Annotated in this window: 18 protein-coding genes; 6 read left to right on the top strand and 12 right to left on the bottom strand. The window is 60.0% G+C overall.

Going from position 1 to position 22,517, the window contains the following annotated elements:
* Nucleotides 1-152: 152 nt before the first annotated feature.
* From FDP08_RS18120 to FDP08_RS18100, 5 genes are read right to left on the bottom strand one after another with little or no spacing between them, the layout of a single operon-like run.
* Nucleotides 153-827 carry a spermidine synthase gene (locus FDP08_RS18120; protein WP_137437692.1) on the bottom strand — a complete coding sequence of 225 codons (675 nt, stop codon included), beginning with the start codon at nucleotides 825-827 and terminating at the stop codon, nucleotides 153-155.
* Entirely contained in the window at nucleotides 828-1,172 is a 345-nt protein-coding gene (locus FDP08_RS18115) for a YdbL family probable chaperone protein (RefSeq protein WP_137437691.1), read from the bottom strand.
* A gap of 29 nt (nucleotides 1,173-1,201) precedes the next feature.
* On the bottom strand, nucleotides 1,202-1,420 hold the full coding sequence (locus tag FDP08_RS18110) for a YnbE family lipoprotein (protein ID WP_137437690.1): 219 nt from the start codon (nucleotides 1,418-1,420) through the stop codon (nucleotides 1,202-1,204).
* A gap of 15 nt (nucleotides 1,421-1,435) precedes the next feature.
* Nucleotides 1,436-3,358: an intermembrane phospholipid transport YdbH family protein gene (locus FDP08_RS18105; protein ID WP_137437689.1), complete on the bottom strand. Its 1,923-nt coding sequence runs from the start codon at nucleotides 3,356-3,358 to the stop codon at nucleotides 1,436-1,438.
* A gap of 7 nt (nucleotides 3,359-3,365) precedes the next feature.
* Nucleotides 3,366-4,934: a bifunctional GNAT family N-acetyltransferase/carbon-nitrogen hydrolase family protein gene (locus FDP08_RS18100; RefSeq protein WP_137437688.1), complete on the bottom strand. Its 1,569-nt coding sequence runs from the start codon at nucleotides 4,932-4,934 to the stop codon at nucleotides 3,366-3,368.
* A gap of 175 nt (nucleotides 4,935-5,109) precedes the next feature.
* Here FDP08_RS18100 and FDP08_RS18095 point away from each other — a divergent pair, with 175 nt between their 5' ends.
* Nucleotides 5,110-5,592 carry a C40 family peptidase gene (locus FDP08_RS18095; protein ID WP_170979098.1) on the top strand — a complete coding sequence of 161 codons (483 nt, stop codon included), beginning with the start codon at nucleotides 5,110-5,112 and terminating at the stop codon, nucleotides 5,590-5,592.
* Here FDP08_RS18095 and FDP08_RS18090 read toward each other — a convergent pair.
* Nucleotides 5,589-6,629: a sodium:calcium antiporter gene (locus FDP08_RS18090; RefSeq protein WP_170979097.1), complete on the bottom strand. Its 1,041-nt coding sequence runs from the start codon at nucleotides 6,627-6,629 to the stop codon at nucleotides 5,589-5,591. The genes FDP08_RS18095 and FDP08_RS18090 overlap by 4 nt on opposite strands.
* A gap of 81 nt (nucleotides 6,630-6,710) precedes the next feature.
* Here FDP08_RS18090 and ftsH point away from each other — a divergent pair, with 81 nt between their 5' ends.
* Nucleotides 6,711-8,597 carry an ATP-dependent zinc metalloprotease FtsH gene (ftsH, locus tag FDP08_RS18085; RefSeq protein ID WP_137437686.1) on the top strand — a complete coding sequence of 629 codons (1,887 nt, stop codon included), beginning with the start codon at nucleotides 6,711-6,713 and terminating at the stop codon, nucleotides 8,595-8,597.
* 13 nt (nucleotides 8,598-8,610) lie between these two features.
* Here the strand turns inward: ftsH and FDP08_RS18080 are convergent, their stop codons facing one another.
* Entirely contained in the window at nucleotides 8,611-9,012 is a 402-nt protein-coding gene (locus FDP08_RS18080) for a DUF2784 domain-containing protein (protein ID WP_137437685.1), read from the bottom strand.
* Between the two features lie 173 nt (nucleotides 9,013-9,185).
* Here FDP08_RS18080 and FDP08_RS18075 point away from each other — a divergent pair, with 173 nt between their 5' ends.
* Nucleotides 9,186-10,304 carry a GGDEF domain-containing protein gene (locus tag FDP08_RS18075; protein WP_137437684.1) on the top strand — a complete coding sequence of 373 codons (1,119 nt, stop codon included), beginning with the start codon at nucleotides 9,186-9,188 and terminating at the stop codon, nucleotides 10,302-10,304.
* A gap of 8 nt (nucleotides 10,305-10,312) precedes the next feature.
* On the opposite strand, the gene FDP08_RS18070 is transcribed toward FDP08_RS18075, so the two are convergent.
* Nucleotides 10,313-11,422 (bottom strand): ABC transporter substrate-binding protein, encoded by a 1,110-nt coding sequence (locus FDP08_RS18070; RefSeq protein WP_170979096.1) that lies wholly within the window; start codon nucleotides 11,420-11,422, stop codon nucleotides 10,313-10,315.
* Complete coding sequence (locus tag FDP08_RS18065; RefSeq protein ID WP_137437682.1) at nucleotides 11,409-13,139, bottom strand: chloride channel protein; 1,731 nt, start codon at nucleotides 13,137-13,139, stop codon at nucleotides 11,409-11,411. The genes FDP08_RS18070 and FDP08_RS18065 overlap by 14 nt, the downstream gene beginning before the upstream one ends.
* 106 nt (nucleotides 13,140-13,245) lie before the next feature.
* Between FDP08_RS18065 and FDP08_RS18060 the strand changes: the two genes are divergently transcribed.
* On the top strand, nucleotides 13,246-14,301 hold the full coding sequence (locus FDP08_RS18060; protein WP_137437681.1) for an alpha/beta hydrolase: 1,056 nt from the start codon (nucleotides 13,246-13,248) through the stop codon (nucleotides 14,299-14,301).
* Between the two features lie 138 nt (nucleotides 14,302-14,439).
* The gene (locus tag FDP08_RS18055) at nucleotides 14,440-17,010 is read left to right on the top strand and encodes a GcvT family protein (RefSeq protein WP_137437680.1); all 2,571 of its coding nucleotides are present in this window, start codon (nucleotides 14,440-14,442) and stop codon (nucleotides 17,008-17,010) included.
* A 27-nt stretch (nucleotides 17,011-17,037) separates the two neighbouring features.
* On the opposite strand, the gene FDP08_RS18050 is transcribed toward FDP08_RS18055, so the two are convergent.
* A complete protein-coding gene (locus tag FDP08_RS18050; RefSeq protein ID WP_137437679.1) occupies nucleotides 17,038-18,420 on the bottom strand; it encodes an L-serine ammonia-lyase in 1,383 nt (460 codons plus the stop codon).
* A gap of 309 nt (nucleotides 18,421-18,729) precedes the next feature.
* Between FDP08_RS18050 and gbdR the strand changes: the two genes are divergently transcribed.
* Nucleotides 18,730-19,866, top strand: a complete 1,137-nt coding sequence (gbdR, locus tag FDP08_RS18045) for a choline metabolism transcriptional regulator GbdR (protein ID WP_137437678.1) — start codon at nucleotides 18,730-18,732, stop codon at nucleotides 19,864-19,866.
* On the opposite strand, the gene FDP08_RS18040 is transcribed toward gbdR, so the two are convergent.
* Both FDP08_RS18040 and FDP08_RS18035 read right to left on the bottom strand, forming a co-directional pair.
* Complete coding sequence (locus FDP08_RS18040) at nucleotides 19,858-21,594, bottom strand: formate--tetrahydrofolate ligase (protein ID WP_137437677.1); 1,737 nt, start codon at nucleotides 21,592-21,594, stop codon at nucleotides 19,858-19,860. The two genes, gbdR and FDP08_RS18040, sit on opposite strands and share 9 nt — an antisense overlap.
* Nucleotides 21,575-22,504: a methylenetetrahydrofolate reductase gene (locus tag FDP08_RS18035; protein ID WP_137437676.1), complete on the bottom strand. Its 930-nt coding sequence runs from the start codon at nucleotides 22,502-22,504 to the stop codon at nucleotides 21,575-21,577. Before FDP08_RS18035 ends, FDP08_RS18040 begins: the two co-directional genes overlap by 20 nt.
* Nucleotides 22,505-22,517: the final 13 nt, after the last annotated feature.

The following is a 22,517-nucleotide window of genomic DNA, read 5'->3' as shown; positions in this document are numbered from 1 at the left end:
CTCATTGAGGATTGCATCAAATACCTCCTGAGTATCTCAGAAAATTAATGAGACTCTTACTACACAACAGTGCCTCTGACTTCTAAACATACAACCCGCGTGCATGTCTTGCGAATGACCATTCGGCAATGGATCGTACAGGTTAACACTGCTTACCAGGCCAGCCAGATGACGTGGCGTGCGCCCTTACCCGGCCGCAGAGCCCTCACGGTGACAGGCTCCACAGAAAACCCCGCGCGGCGCAGCCTCTCGGTAAACGCGTGCTCCGGCCCGGCAGACCAGTAGGCCAGGATACCGTCGGGGCTGAGGGATTTCTGGGCGGCGGCGATACCGCCCGGGGAGTAAATCCAGTTATTTTCCTTGCGGGTAAGCCCTTCGGGGCCGTTGTCGACATCCAGCAGGATCGCATCCCAATTGCCATCGCCCTCTCGCAGCAGTTCCGCCACATCGCCGATGTGGACGCTGGCCCTGGCGTCGTTCAACGGATACCCGGCGGCAGCCCCCAATGGCCCCCGGTTCCACACTTCAACTTCCGGAACCAGTTCCGCCACGGTGACCCGGGCATCATCCGGCAGGGCTGACAGTGCAGCGGCGAGTGTGTATCCCATCCCCAGCCCGCCAATCAGTACGCGTGGCCCGGATAGCCCGGCGATACGCTCGCAGGCAAGCGTGGCCAGGGCATCTTCAGAGCCGTGTAACCGGCTGTTCATCAACTCGCCGGTTGTGCCGGCTATTTTGATGGAGAATTCATCATTGCGTTGCAGCAACCGCAACCGGGTTCCATTGCCTGGAATGGTTGCAGTACCAATTTCCTCGAAGCGAGCCATCTATTTTCTGACCCACTCGCCATCCACCAGGATGTACTGCCCCGCCGGAGTTTTTTCCAGTGCTTTCTGGCCAGCCACCGTTTCTACCTGGGTGACCGGAATGTCGTGTTTTTCTGCAATGCGGGCGTACTCGGTCCGCCGGGCCTTGTTGATGGCGTCGACAATGCCACGGGCATTACCGTCTGCCTTGACCACCTCCAGATAACCGGTTGGAGTTTCTCCCACCAGGCCCTGCTGTTTGGCCGTATCCAACTGGCTTTTGGCCTCCTCCAGCCCCATCGAGAATGCGGGCATGGCCAGGCAAAGCACGAGGATCAATGCACCGAGTTGAATAAACCGTTTCATGAGTGACTCCCTGGATTCAGAATTAACCATCAGAACAACCCCTTCTCGCCGAAGAGTTCATCCACGTCTTTATCCACCTTCACGTAGATTTCATGCTGGATCTTGACGTTAAGATTCACCGTAATGGGCTCCTTCGGTGCTTCCATCCGCACCGTGGGCGTGCAGGCCGCCACACTGAGGGCAAGCGCCAGCATCATCAGCGTATTACCACTTTTCCCGGGCAAACGGCCCGGCGTATATCTGTCCATATAGCTCACTCCTGATTAATGGCCCGACCCGTTTGACTGGCCTTGTGCATCCCGTTTCTGCATCAGGTTGCGCACCTTCTCTGTCACCGCTTCATTGACCCGGCCACTGAGCTGCAGGCTGGTCAGCAACGCCGGAATATCTTCTTCCAGGTTGATGTTGAGTACGATCGGGTGTCCGTCGCGCACGTCGGGACTGCTGCCTTCAAGGCGCAACCCCAGCACTAGTGTACCGTCCTCCTCATAGTCTACCGAGCTGTTGAGGACGGTGTAGTTAAAGTTATCCATCGCCCGCACCACCAGAGCCATGGCCTCGTTGTTCTGCGCCATGCCTCTCAACCGATCTGCCGGCAGCTTCAGTGTGCCACCGGGCGCCACCGCTTCAACCTTTCCGGCATCGATACTGACACCCTGCTCGCTGATCCGCAGCGGGACTGTGCCCCGAAGAATCCCGCTACCGGCAAGACCCTCCGCCGGATATATCTGCATCAACTGCGATAATTCAATGCCACTGAGCTCCAGGGGGAATTGCAGTGGCCTTTTTGCAAGCTGCCACTCTCCCGGCTCAATCCGGACGCTGCCTCCCAGCAGTTCTGCTGTTGCCCGGCCCAGCACCAGGGTACCGGCTGCAACCTGTTCCGTGGTCGAGCGATAGCCACCCGCAATCCGGATATTACTCAATGCAATGCCCGGATTGACAGTGTCGACCGTTAGACCGGACGTGCGGGCATCGAGTTGCCCCCCTGAAAGATCAATGGCCACCTTGCCATCAAGACCGGTCCAGGCGGTTCGTGCGAACAGCCCACCAACGCCGTAAAAGCTGAGTTCTCCCTGCATCCGCACGCCGGCGGATGGAAGACGCAGCCCCAGGCTTGCCTTGAGGTGGCCCTCTTCGATTTCAAGTTCCCCCGGCCAGGCGGTGAAGGTATCTGCCAAGGTACGGTGTCCTTTTGCGCCGGCGGCTGTGATTTCAGCATCAAGGGCTGGCGTGCCCTCAAACGGAAAGCTGAAGGCGATATCAGCACTGGCACCAGCGCCTGAAGAGAGCCTGCCGTCAAGACTCAGGGCTTGAAGGCTACCCGTCAGCCGGCCGTCAAGGCGCCAGGGTTGCGGCAGCAATTGCGGATGGCGAATAGCGGCTGCCGTTGCTACCGCGGGGCCCGCCACAACCAGACTCTCCAGCGCCATTGGCTCCAGGCTATGCCCGGTCGTCAGTTTTGTGCCCGCCAGACTGGCCCTGACCTTGTCCAGTTGCGCAGCGTTGTCCGGGGCATGAAGCCCGGCGAGTTCAAGATACGTTTCTTCCTTGAAGTCCAGAGTGGCGGAGTGCTCGTTGGCTTTGCCGGCAAACACCAGGTTGGCCTGCCCTTCGTGGAGCTCCCAGCCCGCCAGGGTCACCCCTGCAATCGGAGCCTCAACCTTCATGGCACGGGTGACAACTTCCCTTTTCCCAGGCACCGAGAGCCGTGAGACGGCGAGATCCCCGGTGGCACGTATACCATCCGGGAGCGTCAGCACAAGCTCGCCGATATCGATATTGTCAGGCAGCCAGGCCGGCAATTTGCGGAAAGGTGCGCCGGGAGCCGCCGAGGATGTCGCCTCCTCGCGGGGGCCGGGCCATGACAGGATGTCCACCGTTAACCGCCCGACGCGCACCACGTCCGGCATCGGGCCATACCAGTGCCAGCTCCAGCCCAGTGACAGTTCCTCGCCCGCGACAGACCAGGGCTGGCCATGCCGCATTTGGGTTACTGAAAAACGCGCCAGCTGAACACCGGCCAGCGATACATCAACCCCTTGCCATTCAAGGTTGCGGATACTGTTCAACTGCTGCCACTCCTCCCAGGCGACACGGGCATACCAGGCCCCGGCAAGTGATAGCAGCACAAGCAGCGCCAGCAACCAGAGCAGAAATCGACGTAGCTTCATCGAGCGGGCCATGACGGGATTACTGTCCGCGCCAGTTCACTGAGTAGAGGTCGTGCCGGCGATCCTTCAGGTTCTTGACCGTACCGCTGTTGCGGGCGGTAATCAGCGTTTCCGGCCGCAGGTCAGCGAAAGCGACCGTCTCTACGTTAGGCGTGGTATCCGCGGCGATTCCGTCGCGGGCGAACGGGAAATCACAGGGTGTCAGGATGCAGCTCTGGCCATATTGCAGTTCCATGTTGGGCACATTGGGCAGGTTGCCCACATTGCCGGACATGATCACAAACAGCTGGTTTTCCACGGCCCGGGCCTGGCAACAATAGCGGACCCTCAGGTAGCTCTGGCGCTCGTCGGTACAGAAGGGTACGAACAGTATCTGGATTCCCTGGTCCACCAGGTGGCGGGTCAGTTCGGGGAATTCGGCGTCATAACAGACCAGCACGCCGATGGGCCCGCAATCGGTTTCGATGGCGGTGACATGGTTGCCGCCGGTGATATTCCACCAATAGGCTTCGTTCGGTGTGGGATGAATCTTGGGCTGGGAAAACACCTGGCCATCCCGCAGGAACACGTAGGCGACATTGCGAACCCTGCCGTCCTCCTCCTTGACCGGGGTGGAACCGCCAATAATGTTGATGTTGTGCCGCAGGGCCAGGTCCCGCATCAGGTTGCGGAAGGGCTCGGCGTATTCCGTTACCGCCTCGATGGCTTCCGCAGGGGTGCCCTCGCGGCTTTCGATGGACAGCAACTGCAGGGTGAACAGCTCCGGGAATACCACAAAGTCGCCCTTGTAGGTGGACACCACGTCTACAAAGTACCTGACAATATCACTGAACTCCTCGAACGACGCCACCCGGCGCTGCTGGTATTGCACGGTGCCGATCCGCACGGTATCGGGCACCCGTCTGCCATAGCGTTTACGCTTGCCGTTGTCGTCACTGCGGGCCACCTTCGGGTTGCGCCAGACCAGGTGGATGCCGTAACCAAGGGAGGCATGGTCGGCATCCAGGTAGTGCGGAATAATGCCATGGATTTCGAAGCCATTATGCAGCTGGAACGACAACACCGGATCGCGCTGTTTCTTGGCTTTTATAGCCTCCAGGTAAGCTTCTACCGACTCAAACTTTTTCAGACGCCTGGCCAGGGTCGGCAACCTGCCAGCAAACACCACCCCCTGTAGTCCCAGCGACTGGCACAGGTTCTTGCGCTCGTTGTACAGGCGTTCACCAATCCGGTAGCCACGGCAGTCCGGGTCCACACAGACCTCCATGCCGTACAGCCACTCCCCTTCCGGGTCGTGCCGTGAGGCGTAGCCATTACCGGTAATCTCGGTCCAGTCATGGGGGGAAAGCGCCACATCCTCACCGATGCGAAAGGTCGCGCAGTAGCCCACCACGCGGTCACCGAGCATGGCGACAAACTGCCCTTCCGGAAAGGTGTTGATCTGCCCGGTCAGTGGGCCTGCGGTGTAGCCATACATTCCGGTTCCTTCATAAACACGCAGGCTCAGGGCAATGATGCCGGGAATATCGCTGATAGCGGCGTTTCTTACGTAAAGGCGCTGGGTCTTGTCAGAGAAGGGAGGGCTCATCACAACCTCGGTGCAGAAAGCGTCCACCCATAGTTCGCGAAACAGCCTCAGGCCGTCAAGTGACGTTTGCTGGAACACAAATCAAAGCAAACTTTAACCTGACAAAGAAGCACTGAGGCCTTTAAAGTGACCGAATGCTGAACAGTTTGAGGTACATCCAGTGAATCGACGCCCGATGCTTCCACTTCTCACCATCCTGGTAGCCCTCAGCCTGGCTGGCTGTGCCAGCAATCAGAACCTTCCGTCCACCACCTGGCAGCCTTCCGGTGAAGTACCCACTGCCAGTGACTCGGCCAGGGCGGATCGGTTGTGGCAGGTTTTTCACCGCTACGAGGGTACCCCCTACCGGTATGGCGGCATTTCTGCCAATGGCTTTGACTGTTCTGGCTTCATTGCGACCGCCTTTGACGAAGCCCTTGGGCGGCAATTGCCCCGCACCACCGCCCAGATGCTCGCAGCCGGTGACGTGGTGGGGCGCGATCAGCTCAAGGCCGGTGACCTGGTGTTTTTCCGCATCAAGGGCAAGGACCAGCACGCCGGAATCTACATGGGTGGTGACAGTTTTATTCACTCATCCACATCGATTGGCGTGACCCACTCATCGCTCAACGGTTACTACTGGCGTGACCGTTTCAGCCAGGCAAGGCGGTTCGACTAGCCGCCTGCCAGAAGCAACACCACGCCCAGCAAATAGAGAACCATAATAACCACGCTTTCCATCCCGATCTGACCGATGCCGTGGCGCTCACGGCGAATCAGCCCCATCATCAGCACCCCGGACATCAGCAGGGTCAGGACCGCCCAGAACTTCGAATCCTCCGGCATGGCATGGTAAATCGAGCCCTGTCGGTAGGCGATGTCTGAAGCTGCCGTAAACAGGGTATCGAAGGCATTGCCTCCGATGATGCCGCCGACTGCAAGCGTCAGCGCACCGCGTCGAACCGCCGCAATGGAGGTCACCAACTCGGGAATCGAGGTACTGATGGCCGTCAACATGACCCCGACAACCGTCTGTGTCAGGTTGGTTTTGGCCGCAATCACCGTTGCGGCCGGCTCCAGTGTCCAGCCGGCAACACCCAGTACTGCCATCAGCATAAGAAACTCGACCGAAAGCCGGAGCAGCGTCGGCATGACGGTCACGTCGTCGGGCTCGTCCTCCCGCGTGTCCCGGGTAATGGAGGGCCGCCACATGGGTGACTCGTTCGCACCACGTACCAGGTAGATACCATAGATATAGACACCCAGCATGACCGGCGTTACCGGATGAACGCCGGCAATGGTGTACTCCGGCAGGTAGGGTGCGAAGAGGATCAGTGACAGCAGGCAGATCAGCAGCCCGTTCTGCATCATGTTCGGAACCGATGCGGCGGCATGCTCAAGATTGGCGCGGCGATACACCATATCCGCCACTGCCAGGAAGAACGTCTGCACCGCGATACCGCCCAGGGCGTTGCTCACCGCCAGTTCAGCATGGCCGTTCCAGGCCGCCGTCACCGAAAGCACGGACCCACCCAGTGACGTGGACGCACCCAACAGCACCGCCCCTGCAGCAGCTTCGCCTATGCCGGTGCGATCCGCCAGCTGGTCCACAATCCGGGTTATACGCGTGCCTGCCAGAGCAATAACCGCAGCGCACACGCAAAAAACGATAATACCTTGGAGCAGACTCCAGCTTTCCGGATCCAATGGAATCATGGTTCTATCCCTTGCTACCTGACCAGTCGCGGTGTAAAACACCATTGGCAGGAGATTTTACAGCCATACAGACGGAACACCATGACCCAGACTCAAAAGCCCCAGCAGCCAGAGCAACCGCAAACACCACAAGTACCTGCTCAATACTCATTCCTATGGCTCAGTGCTGCAATCATTCTGATGTTTTTCTGGCTCCAGGAGGCACAAGGGCCAACGGTTACCGAGTTGCCCTACTCGCAATTCAAGGAAGCCGTCGCAAACGACCATGTGGAAGAAATCACGCTTCGGGCCGACCATATTGACGGTCTGCTGACAGAGGCGGGCGGCAGCGCCTGGGGCGGAAACAGCACTTCCCTCCGCTTTCACAGTGTTCGGCCCCCGCTTGAAGACCCGGACCTGCTTCCGTTGCTCGAATCCCACGGTGTCACCCTCAGTGCCCAGCCGGCGGAACCTCCGGCGTGGCAACAGGTGCTGACCAGCGTATTGCCCTGGCTCCTGTTCCTTGGACTGATGTTCTGGTTCTGGTCTTACGCCCAGCGACGCATGATGCAAGGTGGTGGTGCTTTAGGCTTCAACCGCTCCAAGGCACGCAGGGTAGAGAAACAGTTCTCCAAAACCAGGCTGTCTGATGTGGCAGGTATTGAATCCGCGAAGCGCGACATCACGGAAATCATTGATTTCCTGACGTCGCCCGAGAAATACAAGGCACTGGGTGCGGACATGCCCACGGGTATCCTTTTGGTTGGCCCGCCAGGAACCGGCAAGACCCTGCTGGCAAAGGCCATCGCCGGGGAGGCCGACGTACCCTTTTTCAGCATCAGCGCGTCCGAGTTTATCGAAATGTTCGTCGGCGTTGGCGCAGCGCGGGTTCGGGACATGTTCGACACTGCCCGCAAAGAAGCGCCTGCACTGATCTTTATCGATGAGCTGGATGCCATCGGTCGCTCCCGGGGTGCCGGTTTCGGTGGCGGCCATGATGAACGTGAGCAGACTCTCAACCAGATCCTGACAGAAATGGACGGTTTTGGAGGCCATGAAAACGTCGTTGTTCTGGCCGCCACCAACCGCCCGGATGTGCTCGACAGCGCCCTGCTTCGACCGGGCCGCTTCGACCGCAAGGTAACGCTGGAGCGACCTCACAAGGAAGCCCGCAAGGCCATTCTTGACGTCCACGTCAGGAAAGTTCCGCTGGACGAGGATGTCGAGCTCGGGGAAATCGCCGCCCGCACCATCGGTTTTTCCGGTGCCGACCTGAAAAACCTGGTCAACGAGGCAGCCTTGACCGCCGCAAGGATGAACCTGAAAAAGGTCAACAATGACTGCTTCGAGCATGCCCGAGACAGGATCGTGCTCGGAGAAGAACGAGACGCCGAACTGACTCAGGAAGAAAAGCAGGTGGTGGCTTACCACGAGTGCGGACACGCCATCATGGCCTACTTCATGCCCCAGGCCGACCCACTCACGCGAGTGACCATCATCCCCCACGGCATGGCAATGGGTGTGACCGAGCAAACGCCGAAAGAAGACCGCTATAACTACACCGAAAGCTACCTGACCGATCGTATCAAGGTCATGCTGGGGGGCCGCTCATCGGAGAAGCTGATTTACGGTGAGGTAAGCACCGGAGCCCAGAACGACCTCAAGGAAGCAACCAAGCTTTTGAGGCGTATGTTTGGGCAATGGGGCATGAGTGAGAAGATCGGACCTCTGGGTCTGGGCATCGGTGAAGAGCATGTCTTTCTGGGCCGGGAAATGGGCCAGCCCCGGGAATACAGCGAGCACATGGCGGAACTGATCGACATCGAGGTCCAGGCAAAGCTGATCGAGCTTGAGAAGGCCACGGTAAGCTTCCTTTCTGACCACCGAAAGCAGCTCGAAGCCCTGGCTGAAGCAGTTCTGGCAAAAGAAACACTTTCAGCCACGGAAATCCAGGAGATTCTGGAAGGGAGTGAGCAGCAGCGCGCCTGAGCAAACGCCTGCCTTACCGGCGCTTTCCCGACCGCGGCGGAAAGCGCCACCAGGCAGCCGCTACCAGCAGGCCAAACACTGTGTAGGCGGTAACGAATACCCAGGCCGGTGCATCGTAATAGAGAATCTGCTGCAGCCAGTACTCGATAAAACTGCCGCCGTAGGCCTCTGCACCCGCTTTCGACCGCAGCCACATTTCCAGTGTGGTCAGCGGGCACACAACACCCAGCCAGGCTTCCGCCACCACCACCGCAATAGCACCCAGATGTGCGAACCGGAACCAGGGGTTGTTCACCCAACGCCAGCCCAGGCGATTCCCCGCCAGCACCAGAACCAGCCCCAGAACGACAAAGACCACCACCAACACATGAATCGTCAGAACGGTGTCAGCGAGTATCTGATACATATCTGTCATGACGATCGTCTACCCTTTATCGGAACATCCCCATGATCCCGCCTAACGGGACCGGTTGACAATCATGGACTCGGACGCAGATTGCGCGATAATATCTGTAGTGTGCATGTACTAATCTTTCTGATCTCAGGTAGACAGCACAAGGAATTCCACAAAACGGATTTACAAACGCTATGGACTCAGCACCGGGGAATGACCTTCACGCCATTCAGACAGAACTGAACCGTCTTGAGATCTACCGGCGGAGCATCTATCTGGGTGTACTCACCCTCACCTTTGCCATCGTCCTGCTCAGTTGGGCATTTCGGGAAAAGGGTGACGCCTTCATTGCAGTAGGCTATCCGGCGTTTGCCGTGGTTCTTGCCGGCCTTGGTTTCGCCCTTTGGCGCAGAGCCTGCTCTCTGAGAACCATGGAAATCATCCTGGTTGCCACCGTGGGCACCATGATACTCAGCCGCCTTGCCTGGCATTTTGCCTTCAGCGACCCGTTGAACGAGCACCTGTTGTTATTGGCCGGCGGGCATTACTGGGCGGTGGGGATACTGATTGTCGGAGGATTCATCACTCTTGGTTACCGCGGGGGCATGATTACCGGGGCAGCCACTTTCCTGTTCTCGGGAGCTCTGGCAACCCATGAAGTCCTGGGTTGTTTCCTGGCAGCGGGGGACTACTGCCATAACTGGGTTTACCTTCTGCGCATTCACCTGTTTCTGGCTGTGCTGCTGGCACTGACCAGCGCCGGAACCTTTCTACGCGAGCGAACCTGGGGGGCCTTTACAAAGGCAGAAACCCTACAGCACTGGGCCAACACCGACCCGCTGTGTGGCCTGTCAAACCGACGCGGTGCTGACCGGTTCCTGTCCGCCGAAGCTGCATTGGCGGACCGCTACCAGCGCCCGCTGACCATCATTCTTATTGATATCGACGAATTCAAAGGCGTCAACGATGATCATGGCCATGAAGTCGGCGATTCGGTGATCCGGGAGTTCGCAAATATCCTCTCCGGCACCGTACGCGAGGTAGATCTCGCCGCCCGCTGGGGTGGTGACGAATTCCTGGTGGCGACCCCCGGAGTGAATCTTCGTAGCGCGCGCCATGCCGCCCAGCGTTGTCGACGGGCGATTGAGCGGGCGCCCATTGCCGGCATACCAGTTACCGTGACGGTCGGCATCGCCGAATACATTCCCGGCCAGGGCATTGATGACGCCATAGGCCGCGCTGATGCCATGCTCTACCGGGCCAAGGCCGCCGGGCGCAACCGGGTTATTTCAGAAGCCTGCGGGCTGGTCTGACTGCGCCTTCAGCGTTCCAGCCACTCGCGGAACCATTGCTCTCTCAACCCGTCCGTCTGCGAATACCAGTGATGATCGCGAACAACCGCGTTATCCATATGGGAGGGCGCTGTTGGCAGGTAGGGGCGCATGGGCACGCCCGCATCCGTATGCAGCCCTACCCTCCGCTGAGCTGATTTTCGTGCCGGCCCGTAGCTGATCAGGTTGGCCTGGGCCGCCATATTCTCCGCTCGGGTAGCGAACGCGATGAATTCTGCAGCCAGGTCGGCCTGGGCCGTGCCACGAAGAATGGTCCAGCTGTTAAAGCCGATCAGTTGCCCGTCCCAGATCACCGAGATGGGCGCCCCCTCCATGGCTCTGGCATGAAAGAAACGGCCATTGTAGCCCGTCGCCATGGCCGCCTGGCCGCTGGTCAGGAGCTCCACCGGTTCGTCGCCGCGGGTCCACCAGATAATGGCCTCGCGGATGTCATCCAGACGCCCGGAAGCCAGCTCAAGCCCGCGCCGGGTGCTGAGCAGGTCATAGAGTTGCTCCCGCGGCACCGCCAGCGATAGCAATGCCCACTCCAATAGCCCTGTCGGTGATTTCCGGAGGCCTCGCTTACCGGGAAACGCCTCCAGGTCAAAGAAGTCTTCCACACTGTCAGGTTTAACCCCCGGAAACGCCCTGTTATCGAAGGCAATGACGGTTGAAAACACGATCTGGGTGATAAAGCACCGATGAATGGCGCCTTCCATGAAATCCTCCTGTGGCGGCGTGCCATCAGGTGCCGGCGCCAATATCTGCGGATCGATGGATTCCAGCAGGCCATCGTCACAGGCGGTGCTGGCGTCGGACTGGATCATATCGATGACATCCCACTCGATCTCGCCGCTGGCGACGTGCTCCCTCAGTACCTTCACACCACCGTCGTAATGCACCGTTTCGATCTCTATGCCAGTTGCCTCGGTAAAGGGCTCGAAATAGGCGCGTCGCTGGCTGTCCTCATAGGCACCGCCCCAGGTGACCACCGTGAGCACCTCTGGCCGCTCGCTCTGGCCTTGCGCCTGCAAGAGAGCCGACAGCGCCAGCAGTCCGATGATCATCAATGCACGAATCGCCCGGCTACGCCGCTTCATTTTCTTCCTCTCGCAGGTCATGCATGATTTCCAGGTACGCCCGTATCACCGCCTCTTCCGGAACCACACCCTTCAGCCGGCCGCGCCGGTCTACCAATGGAACCGCTTCGCCAAGAAAGCCCCGCAGCATTTCCATGGATTGCCATACCGAGGTGTCCTCATCAAAGGTGGTGAACGACTGGATAGCCGTTTCCAGTACCGGCGTATCAGCTTGGCTGTTAACAATGCCCTGCAACCTGACAACTCCCAGCAGTTTCTGGTCCCTGTTCAGGACCATGGCTTCTGACCGATGATCGTCCACCAGGCGCTGACGAACATCGCCGACGGTGTCCCGTTCACTGACAGTAGTGACATTAGTGGAGAGATAATCACGTATTCTGTGGGTTTCCAGAATCGCCTTGTCCCGCCCAAGGGAAAGATCAAACCCCCGTTCGCGCAGTTGCAGATCGAACAGCGAACGCCCGATCACCCGGTAGGAAATCAGGTTGGCGAAGACGACAGCCACCATAGCGGCAATGGTCAGGTCGTAACTGCGAGTCAACTCGAACACAATCAGGATGGTGGTCAGAGGCGCACCAATAACGGAGCTGGCCAGGGCCATCATGCCGCAGATCGCGTAAACCTCGAGCCCGGAATGGGGCACCGGTGCCAGGTAAGGCAACATCAGCCCATAAAAGGCGCCGAAAAGAATACCAATCAGCAAGGCCGGGCTGAAGACACCGCCAACAAAGCCAAAGCCCACACACAGCGCCGTCAGAACCAGCTTGGCAACAATGATCAGCCCCAGCTCACCAATTCCGAACGCCCCCTCGATGGTGGCAAAGCGCAGGGTTTCCTGGCCGATGCCCAGCACCTCTGGTATCCACAGGGCCACCAGCCCCACCATCAACCCTGCAATGGCTGGCCGGACCCAGGGCACTGCAATGTGACGCCGGGAAATGTTGGTGCTGAACCTCAGCAATAACATGAAGACCCACGCCAGGCCGGCGCACAACACCCCTTCCAGGGCAAAGAAAACAAACTCGTAGCTGTGTTCCACGCGGTCGAAACTCACCAGGAACAACGCGGGACGATCGAATATTACATTGGCAATGATGTAACCCGTCGCCGCTGCAACCGTGACCGGCGCAAAGGCGCGCAACGAGTAGTGACGCAGGATGACCTCATGGGCAAACACCAGCCCCGCGATCGGCGCGTTGAAGGCCGTGGAAATTGCCGCCGCTACTCCGCAGGCAATGGCTATGGAGCGCTGGTGACGCAGGTTAAGCCGCAGGCGACCCGCCAGGTTTCCGAACATCGCGCCCAGATACACCAGCGGGCCATACTGCCCCACGGAAGCACCGCTGCCGAGCGAGACCAGAGCGGCAAGGCTTGAGGCGACACCGCTTCTGAATCCAGGGGCCGGACCACTGGTCTGGGCCGCAAGAATGGCGTCCGGAGGCGCCAGACCGCGCTTTTCGCGAACCAGGAAATGAACCACAAGGCCAACAATCAGGCCGCCAGCAGCGGGAACAATCAGGGTGGCGGCCGCCACCAGCCCCGGTCTGTCTTCCGCCAGAACACGGGCATAAGGTGAGATGAGCAGGCGGTCATTCAGATAGTGCACCGCATCCACAAAGCCGATCGCAGCCAGCGAGGCAGCGGTGCCAACCACGATGGCCACCACCGTCACCAGGATGATCTGATACACAATGTGCTGAACGCCGATCCTGTCCATACTGCAAGTAAAGTCCCGATTGGCAATACGCTCAAATGTTTACATTGCCGGCCAAATAGGCGAAAACTCCAGTATCCCGAGACTTCGATTGCCAAAAGGCTGATTCATGATCTGGTTTGTACTGGCATTACTGCTGCTGATTGTTCTGGTAACGGTGCTGGTTCTTCGCGGCGAGAACCTCGCACACCTGGACCGGGACGACTTCCCGAAACAGGAATATACCCCCAGCCCCGGCCACAACCAGGTGCTGGAAACCATCAGGGACATGAGCCGTTCTGCCAGGGGGTTGCGGGGGAAGGCGCGGCTCATGGCCCTGCGCAAGCATATGGACAACCTCAGTGAGGGGCGGAAATTCGTTTCGGAGTTCCGGCCACCCGGCGCCAATGCGCCGAAAGGCGAATGGGTATTGGCGCCCGGAGTGAACCCCCGGCGGCGTGTCCTCTACATTCACGGCGGCGCCTGGGTTGCTGGCAGTCCGCTTAGCCATCGCACTATTACCGATCGGCTGTCGCAGGTAGCCAATGCCGCTGTATTTACCGTGGACTACCGACTGCTGCCGGAGCATCGCTACCGGGAAGGACTGCGGGACTGCCAGGAAGCCTATCAGTGGATGCTGGGACACGGCCCGGACGGCCCGGAGCCTGCGGAGTTTGTTGCGGTGGCCGGGGATTCCGCCGGCGGCAGCCACGCCCTGGTGCTGATCGCCTGGATTCGCGACCAGGGCCTGCGCCAGGCAGACGCCGCCATTGCCCTGTCGCCGTCCACCGACCTGACCCTGACAGCGCCCAGCAACCGCCTGAACGTCAAGTCCGACCCATTGCTTGGCCCTACGTTTGGCAGCCTGATGCGGGTGCCGCTTCCGGTGCTCTGGTGGCTGAGCTTTTTCGGAATGCGCCTGTCACCATCAAGCCCCCAGGCTTCCCCGCTGCGGGGTAACCTGGAAAACCTGCCGCCCACCCTGATTCATGTCAGCGACTCGGAAATGCTGCTGGACAACGCCCGCCGCTACGCCAACAAGGCAAAAGACGCCGGGTCACCGGTGGAGCTGAAAACATGGCCGGGCATGGTGCACGTGTGGCATATGTTTCCGGATTTTTTGCCAGAAGCCGAAGAAGCCTTTGAACACATTGGGGATTTTCTTCGCAGAATTGAACAGGATTGAGACCTGCTTTCTCCTCTGCCGTTTTTGGACGGCTTGGTGTCGTATTGGATTTACCTCCCCCGACCAATCCGGGCCACATTGAATCAAGGCCGTGGCTTGGTGCATGCGGACGTTCATTGTGGGTAAAGGGGTATCAAGATGGCACAACTACCGAAACGTGCAAAAGTCGTCATCATCGGTCAGGGCGGTATCGTTGGGTCCTCGGTAGCCCACCACCTGATTGAGCTGGGCTGGGACGATATCGTAGGGCTGGAAAAATCCGCGATTCCCTCAGATATTGGCTCCACCTCCCATGCCTCGGACTTCTGCTTCACCACCTCCCACGACAAACTGAACATCTACACCACCAAGTACAGCCAGGCCTTTTATGAAAAGCGTGGCAATTATGTGAAATGTGGCGGCATGGAAGTCGCCCGGGTTGATGACGACGAACGCATGGATGAGCTACGCCGCAAGGTGGGCTCCGGGAAAGCGTTTGGCACCAACGTCAGCATGATTTCACCCAAACAGGCGAAGGAATTGTTCCCGCTGGTCGATGAAAGCCAGATCCAGGGCGCCATGTGGGACCCGGATGCCGGCCTGGTGGTGCCCCGCTCGCAGAAAGTGGCCGGCGACCTGGTGGAGGAAGCGGTAGCCACCGGCAAACTCCAGGCCTTTGCCTACACTCCGGCCATCCGTATCGATGTCCAGAACGGTCAGGTCCGTGGCGTTGAAACCCACAAGGGCTACATAGAGACTGAATACGTGGTGCTCTCCATGGGTATCTGGGGCCCGTTGATGGCAAACACTGCCAACGCCCCCCTGCCACTGATGCCGCTGGAACACCCCCTGCTGTTTTTTGGCCCCTATGAGGAGCTGGCCGGCACCGGCAAGCAGATTGTCTATCCGCTGTTCCGCGACCAGGGCAACTCTGCCTATGTGCGGGACACCGGTGACCCCACCACCACCGAAGGTGGTCGTATCGAATGGGGCTATTACGAGGCCGAGAATCCGCGGTTGGTCTACCCTGGCGCCATTGCCGAACCCGGTGAGGCACGGATGTCACCGTCGATGCGGGATCTCTCGCTGGAACAGGTCATGGATGCCTACGAAAAAGCCATCGAAATGACTCCGATCCTGGGCGAGCTGGGCTGGGAGGAAAAGCATTCCTTCAACGGCCTGCTGTCGGTAACACCCGACGGTGGTTCCCTGATGGGCGAAGCTCCGGAAGTGCGCAACCTGTGGTTCTGCGAGGCTGTCTGGGTCAAGGATGGCCCCGGCGCGGGCAAAATACTGGCAGACTGGATGACCCATGGCTCGCCGGAGATGGACCCCCACAGTATCGATATCGCCCGTCACTACCCGCTGCAGAAAACACCGGATTACGTCTACAACCGCTGCTACGAGACCGCCAAGAAGATCTACACCCCGGCGGTTCATCCCCGCGAGCCCTACATGACCGGCCGCAAGATGCGGACCAGTCCGTTCTACCTGCGGGAGGTCGAGCTGGGAGCCTACTTCATGGAGGCCGCCGGCTGGGAACGGGCCCATGGCTACGCCGCCAATGAGTCTACCCTGCTGGCGAAGTACCGCGACCGCATCCCGGTGCGGGAGCACGAGTGGGACGCGCGGCATTTCTGGGAAGTGTCCAACGCCGAGCAGCTGGAGATGAGCGAATCCGTGGGCATGATCAACCTCTCCCACTTCGCCATCTTCGACATCTCAGGGAACGACGCGGAAGCGCTGCTGGAATATTTGTCGGTGGCCAAGGTGGGTGGCACCACACCCCACGGCAAAGGCGTCTACACCCACTTTCTCGATGCCCGCGGCGGCATCCGCTCCGACCTGACCATTATCCGCCGGGGCGACAACGACTACCGGGTAGTCTGCGGTGGCGATACCGGCCACCGGGACCACTGCTGGATCACCCGCATGGCCCGGGAGAAAGGGCTGGGCGACATTCGTATTCAGGATCGCACCGACGAACTCGCCACCCTGGGGCTCTGGGGCCCGAAGGCCCGGGAAACCCTGGCACAATTCGTCACTGACCCGGACCAACTGTCTGCGGAGAACTTTCCCTTTGCCACCACCCGGGAGCTGAGTATCCGCGGCGTGCCGGTGTGGGCCTTCAGGATTTCCTACGTGGGCGAACAGGGCTGGGAGCTCTACTTCCCGTTCAGTTATGGCCTGCGGGTCTGGGACCTGCTCTACGAGGCTGGCGTTACCCCGGTGGGCATAGAAACCTACGCCAACACCCGGCGGCTGGAGAAGAGCCTGCGCTTGCAGAATGTCGACCTGGAAACCGAATACAACCTCTATGAAGCCGGGCTGCAGCGGCCGAAGGTCAAGGAAGCGGATTTCCACGGCAAGGCAGCGTACCTGGAACAACGGGAATGGCCCCGCCAGGCGGCATACCTGTGCACCATGACAATGAACGACCACCGGGACGCCAACGGCGTGCTGCGCTATCCGGTAGGCCAGTGGCCCATCCTCGACCCGAAAACCGGCGAGGTGCTGGTGGACAGCCATGGCCGGCGTTCCTGCAACACCAGCGCCGCCTGGGGGCCATCGGTAGGCAAGATCATCCTGCTGGGTTACATCCCTGTGGAATACGCCGAGGAGGGTCGGGAACTGACCCTGGAATACTTCCAGGAGCACTACCCCATCCGTATCGAGGCGGTAGGTTACCGGGCACTGTTTGATCCGGATAACGATCGGGTCAAATCCTGACCGGTTATCCGTCAATAGGCATGGCGGTCAGCATTCGATGATGTTGACCGCCAGCCCACCCCTCGCGGTTTCCTTGTATTTGTCCAGCATGTCGCGGCCGGTCTCCCTCATGGTGTGCAGCACCTTGTCGAGGGACACGTAGTGCTTGCCATCACCCCGCAGGGCCATAATCGCGGCGTCGATGGCCTTGACGGAAGCCATGGCATTGCGCTCGATACAGGGAATCTGCACCAGCCCGCCAATGGGGTCACAGGTCATGCCCAGGTGATGCTCCATGCCGATTTCGGCAGCGTTCTCAACCTGCTCCGGTGAACCACCCGTGGCCGCTGCAAGTCCGGCCGCGGCCATGGCGCAGGCAGAACCAACTTCGCCCTGGCAGCCCACTTCGGCTCCGGATATGGAGGCGTTTTCCTTGAACAGCGCGCCTATGGCCGCGGCGGTCAGCATAAAGCGAATAATGCCCTCCTCGTCTGCCCCGGGGCAGAACTCCCAGTAGTAGTGGAGCACCGCAGGAATGATGCCCGCCGCGCCATTGGTAGGCGCCGTCACAATCCTTCCGCCGGCGGCGTTTTCCTCGTTGACAGCCAGGGCATAGAGATTGACCCAGTCCAGCGCACTCAAGGACGGTGAAATCAGATCTACCCGCTTTTTGTCCATCAGCGAGCCGTAGAGTGATGCCGCCCGGCGACGCACTTTAAGGCCTCCGGGCAACTCCCCCTCATGACGAATACCGTTCTGCACGCACGCCCGCATGATTTGCCAGAGCTCGAGAATACCTTTGCGAATCTCATCCGGCGTGCGCCAGGCCTGCTCGTTGGCGAGCATGATGTCGGCAATGGAAAGGTGCTGGTCCCGGCAAAGGGCCAGCAGCGTTTTGCCGCTGCTGAACGGGTACGGCAATGGTGTATCGTCTTCACGGATTCTCAGGGTGCCGTCGGTGCTTCCCTCTACCACGAAACCACCACCTACAGAGTAATAGGTCTTTTCGCACAGGCACTGCCCTGTCTTATCGAACGCCTGGCAGATCATGCCGTTGGGGTGTTGCGGCAGCGACTTCCGGCGGTAATACACCAGGTCTGTTGCTTCCCGGAAGCGAACCGGGTGTTGCCCGGCCAGTAACAGGGTGCCGGCGCTTCGAATACGGTCGAGTTGAGCCGGCATTTCCTCGGGATCGATCCGGTCAGGTCTGGCGCCCTGCAACCCCATCATCACAGCCGGGCCGGTGCCATGGCCTTTGCCAGTGGCACCAAGGGACCCATACAGAGAGACTTTGAGGCGATACACGGACGGCAGCACTCCTTCCTCTTCCAGGGTGCCGGCAAACCGGCATGCCGCTTCCATCGGGCCCACGGTGTGGGAACTGGATGGGCCAATGCCTGCCTTGAACAATTCGAACAGACTGATCGCCACGTTGCAGACTCCTGCCTCGGTATGTACACCAACAGTATCGCCGCCGCTGCCCGATCGCATGCTTGCGGGCGACACTGGTGCGATGATTTACGACAGCGCCACTGGTCGCATCGGGACCACGTTCGGGGCAGTGATGTCGCATATGGACCATGAATAACCTGATCGCCGCCTTAGAATGAAGCTACGCGGTAACTGATCACTTATTGCACAATTTGGGTGCAACAACTAGTGTTCAGGTAGCGGTGGTTAACACTGAAATGCCAAGCACCAGGCACCGCAACAGGCCCAGGAGGGGCAAGGGGGTTTATCATGGGCACGGACACAGGTTCGCACATCAACAGGCCCTCCCAGGAGCCCTATCGGGTCGGCTTCCTGCTGATCGAAAACTTCACTCTGATTGCACTGGCCACGGCGGTCGAGCCCCTGCGCGTGGCCAACCAGCTGGCCGGCACCGAACTCTACTCCTGGAAACTGCTGACCGCCGAAGGTGACTACGCTCGTGCCAGTGATGGCATCACCATGGTGCCGGACGGATCCATTCAGGAAGAACACAGCTTTGACCTGGTCATCGTGGTTGCAGGTATCGATGTCACCCGGAGTTTTTCCCGCAAGGAAGTGGCTTGGTTGAAGCAGATGGCCAGGCGGCATGTCCTGCTTGGCGCTGTCTGTACCGGGCCCTATGTCCTGGCCAGTGCCGGCCTGTTGGACGGGCATGCCTGCAGCGCCCACTGGGAATGCCTGGAAGCCATGCAGGAGGGCTTCCCCCGGGTCCAGACCAACAATCACCTGTTTACGGTTGAGCGGGAACGCATGACCTGTACCGGTGGCACGGTGCCCATGCATATGATGCTCAGCTTCCTGGCACGACGCCATGGCAAAGAGCTCAGCAATGCAATTTCCCACATGTTTGTCTGCGACCGCGTGCGTGAAGACAGCGAACAGCAACCCATGCCCATGCATCCCCGACTGGCCTGTGCGCAGCCCAAGCTGGCAGAGGCTGCCCAGCTGATGGAAGCCAACATCGAAGAGCCCATTGAACTGCAGGAACTGGCGACACTGGCTGGCATATCGCGCCGGCAGCTTGAACGATTATTCCTGAAACACCTGGGCTGCACGCCCTCACGTTATTATCTGCGGGTACGGCTGAACCGTGCCCGGCGACTGCTCAAACAGACCTCATGTTCGATCGTAGAGATCGCCTCCATGTGCGGCTTCGTGTCCGCCACCCACTTCAGCCGGTGCTACCGTAAAGTCATGGGGCGGGCTCCGAAGTATGAGCGCATGGAGGTTTATACCCGGGTAGCGAGCGAGACCGCCCCGGCCGAGACCATGACCAGTCTGCCGTCATCCTCCCTGCAGGCGCTCAGGCGCGCCCGCACCGAGCCGACCTACGGTACCTTTTATGGCTCAGGTCATGGCCCGGGCGAGGACACCGGCTCAGGTTAACCCCACCACCAGACCATTCTCGTCCAGGGCAATGTCCAGGGCTGCAGGGCGCCGTGGCAGGCCCGGCATGGTCATGATGTCGCCACACACTGCCACCACAAACCCGGCACCGGCCGCCAGTCGCACTTCCCTCACCGGCAGCATGTGCCCGGACGGCGCGCCCTTCACTGACGAATCCGCCGAGAAACTGTATTGGGTCTTGGCGATACACACTGGGAAATGGCCGAAGCCCAGGCTCTCGTATTCCTCCAGTTGCCGCCTGGCCACCGTTGTAAATTCCACGCTGCCCGCATGATAGATACGACTGGCGATGGTGCGGATCTTGTCTGCCAATGGCAGGCTGTCCTCATAGAGGAACTTGACCTCCGGGGTACCCTCGTCCATCTGGTCAAGCACCGCCTGCGCCAGTTCAGTGGCACCCTCACCGCCGGTCGCCCAGTGATCAGCGGGCACAGCCCTGACCCCCAGGTCTTCACTGATCGATTGAACCAGTGCCATCTCCTCCTCGGTGTCGTCCGGAAAACGGTTGATGCATACCACCGGAGTCAGTCCGAACTGCTGCAGGTTTTGGACGTGCCGCTCCAGGTTTGCCGCTCCTTTCCTGAGCGCGTCCATGTCGGGTAGATTCATCTGACTGCGGGGAACTCCCCCCTGCATCTTGAGCGCCCGAATGGTGCACACCACCACCGCGGCATCGGGGCGCAGGCCAGTTTGCCGGCATTTGATATCAATGAATTTTTCCGCGCCCAGATCGGCACCGAATCCGGCCTCGGTGACCACCACTTCGTTCAGGGCCAGGGCGGCACGGGTGGCGGTTACGGAGTTACAGCCATGGGCGATATTGGCAAACGGTCCGCCATGGATGAACACCGGATTATGCTCCAGGCTCTGTACCAGATTTGGCTGCAGCGCATCTTTCAGCAGTACCGTCAGCGAGCCCTCCATGCCCAGATCCCGAACCGTGACCGGGGTCATGTCAAAGCGCCGGCCAATGATGATATTCCCCAATCGCTCTTTCAGGTCCGCACGCCCATCCGCCAGGCATAGAATCGCCATAATCTCGGAAGAAACAGTGATGTCGAACCCGGATTCCCGGGGCACGCCATGGAGCGTCCCACCCAGGCCGCACACCATGTTGCGAAGGGAGCGGTCGGTCAGGTCCATGACCCGGCGCCAGCTTATATAGCGCGGGTCCAGCCCGGCTTCGTTACCCCAATGAATGTGGTTGTCAATCAGCGATGCCAGCAGGTTGTGAGCCGTGGTGATGGCATGGAAGTCGCCATTGAAATGCAGGTTGATGTCTTCCATCGGAATGACCTGGGCCCGGCCACCGCCAGCCGCTCCGCCCTTCATGCCGAAACAGGGGCCCAGGGACGGTTCCCGCAGGCACACGGAAGAGCGCACCCCCAGGCGGTTCAGGCCATCGTTCAGCCCCACGCTGGTGGTGGTCTTGCCCTCGCCTGCCGGCGTCGGGGTGATAGCGGTGACCAGCACCAGCTTACCCCGGGGCGCGGTCGCGGAGGTATCCACATAGGCCATGTCCAGCTTGGCTTTGTAGTGACCGAAGGGCACGAGGCTCTCCCCCGGCAGCCCGAAACGCTGTTGCGCCAGCAGCAGGATAGACTGAGGCTGGACCGAGCGGGCGATCTCGATGTCGGGCGTGCCCGGCGGCAGATACTCCGCCGGCGTTGGTGTTGCAGATGTCCGCTTATTGTACTGAAGACTCATGGAACTGGCCTCTCTGGTCCTCAAAGGACCCGCTGTGCTCTTGAATCCATTGCGCCGACTGACGCAAGCCGCCGAACGGGAAGAGATGGATGCCCCGAAGCAGGGTATCCGGGTTGTCCAGGCAATACCGGACCAGCGCACGCACCATGGCGTCCGGCGTCCAGGCACGCAGCAGTCTGGCGCTGCCGGGACGGCGCAACATCGCTCGTGCAGATGCCCCTACTCCACACTGGGCGGCATAGGCGATGAGGGTTTTCATACGCGTCGGCCCCGCTATCCCGATGTACACAGGCACCTCTTCCAGAATATTGCCCAGGCTTTGCAGCCAGTCGATGACCACGTCGGCATCAAACGTAAACTGCGTCACCACCCACAGCCGCGTGGCCGTGGTACGGGCATATTCGCGCTTGATACCCAGGGCCTGGGTCAGGGTTGCCCGGTCCGCCATGGGATGTCCGTCCGGGTGGGCAGCGACACCGATTCCATGAAACCGGAACTGGGCCAGCAGGCCGGACTCCAACACAGCCAACGTGTCCGGAAAGGGCCCGGCGGCCGCATCACTGTCACCGGCAATGAGTAGCAACCGGTCAACGTGGTTCTCTTCCAATTCTGCCAACCAGTCCCGCAGCTGCCCGCGGCTCTCCGCCATTCGCGCCGGTACATGGGGAATCGGCTGCATACCCACCTCCAGCAGACGCGTGCATGCGGCCAGGGTGTCACTGAACTGCCCCTTTGGAAGAAACGGCACGTAAACGCAGGTGCCCTCAGGCAGCAGCTCGGGCAAATGCTCCGCTGCCAGTATCTGGCGGGGCGTCGCTTCAATGGAAGCCGATCGCACCAGTGCCTGAAGCCGTGCTGCCGCCTCCGAGTCCCGGAGATCGAGCGTCTGTTTATTGCTCGCCAGTTTCATAACCCATGCACCC

Source organism: Marinobacter panjinensis, assembly GCF_005298175.1.
Lineage (GTDB): Bacteria > Pseudomonadota > Gammaproteobacteria > Pseudomonadales > Oleiphilaceae > Marinobacter > Marinobacter panjinensis.
This window is presented reverse-complemented; position numbering and strand designations above follow the sequence as displayed.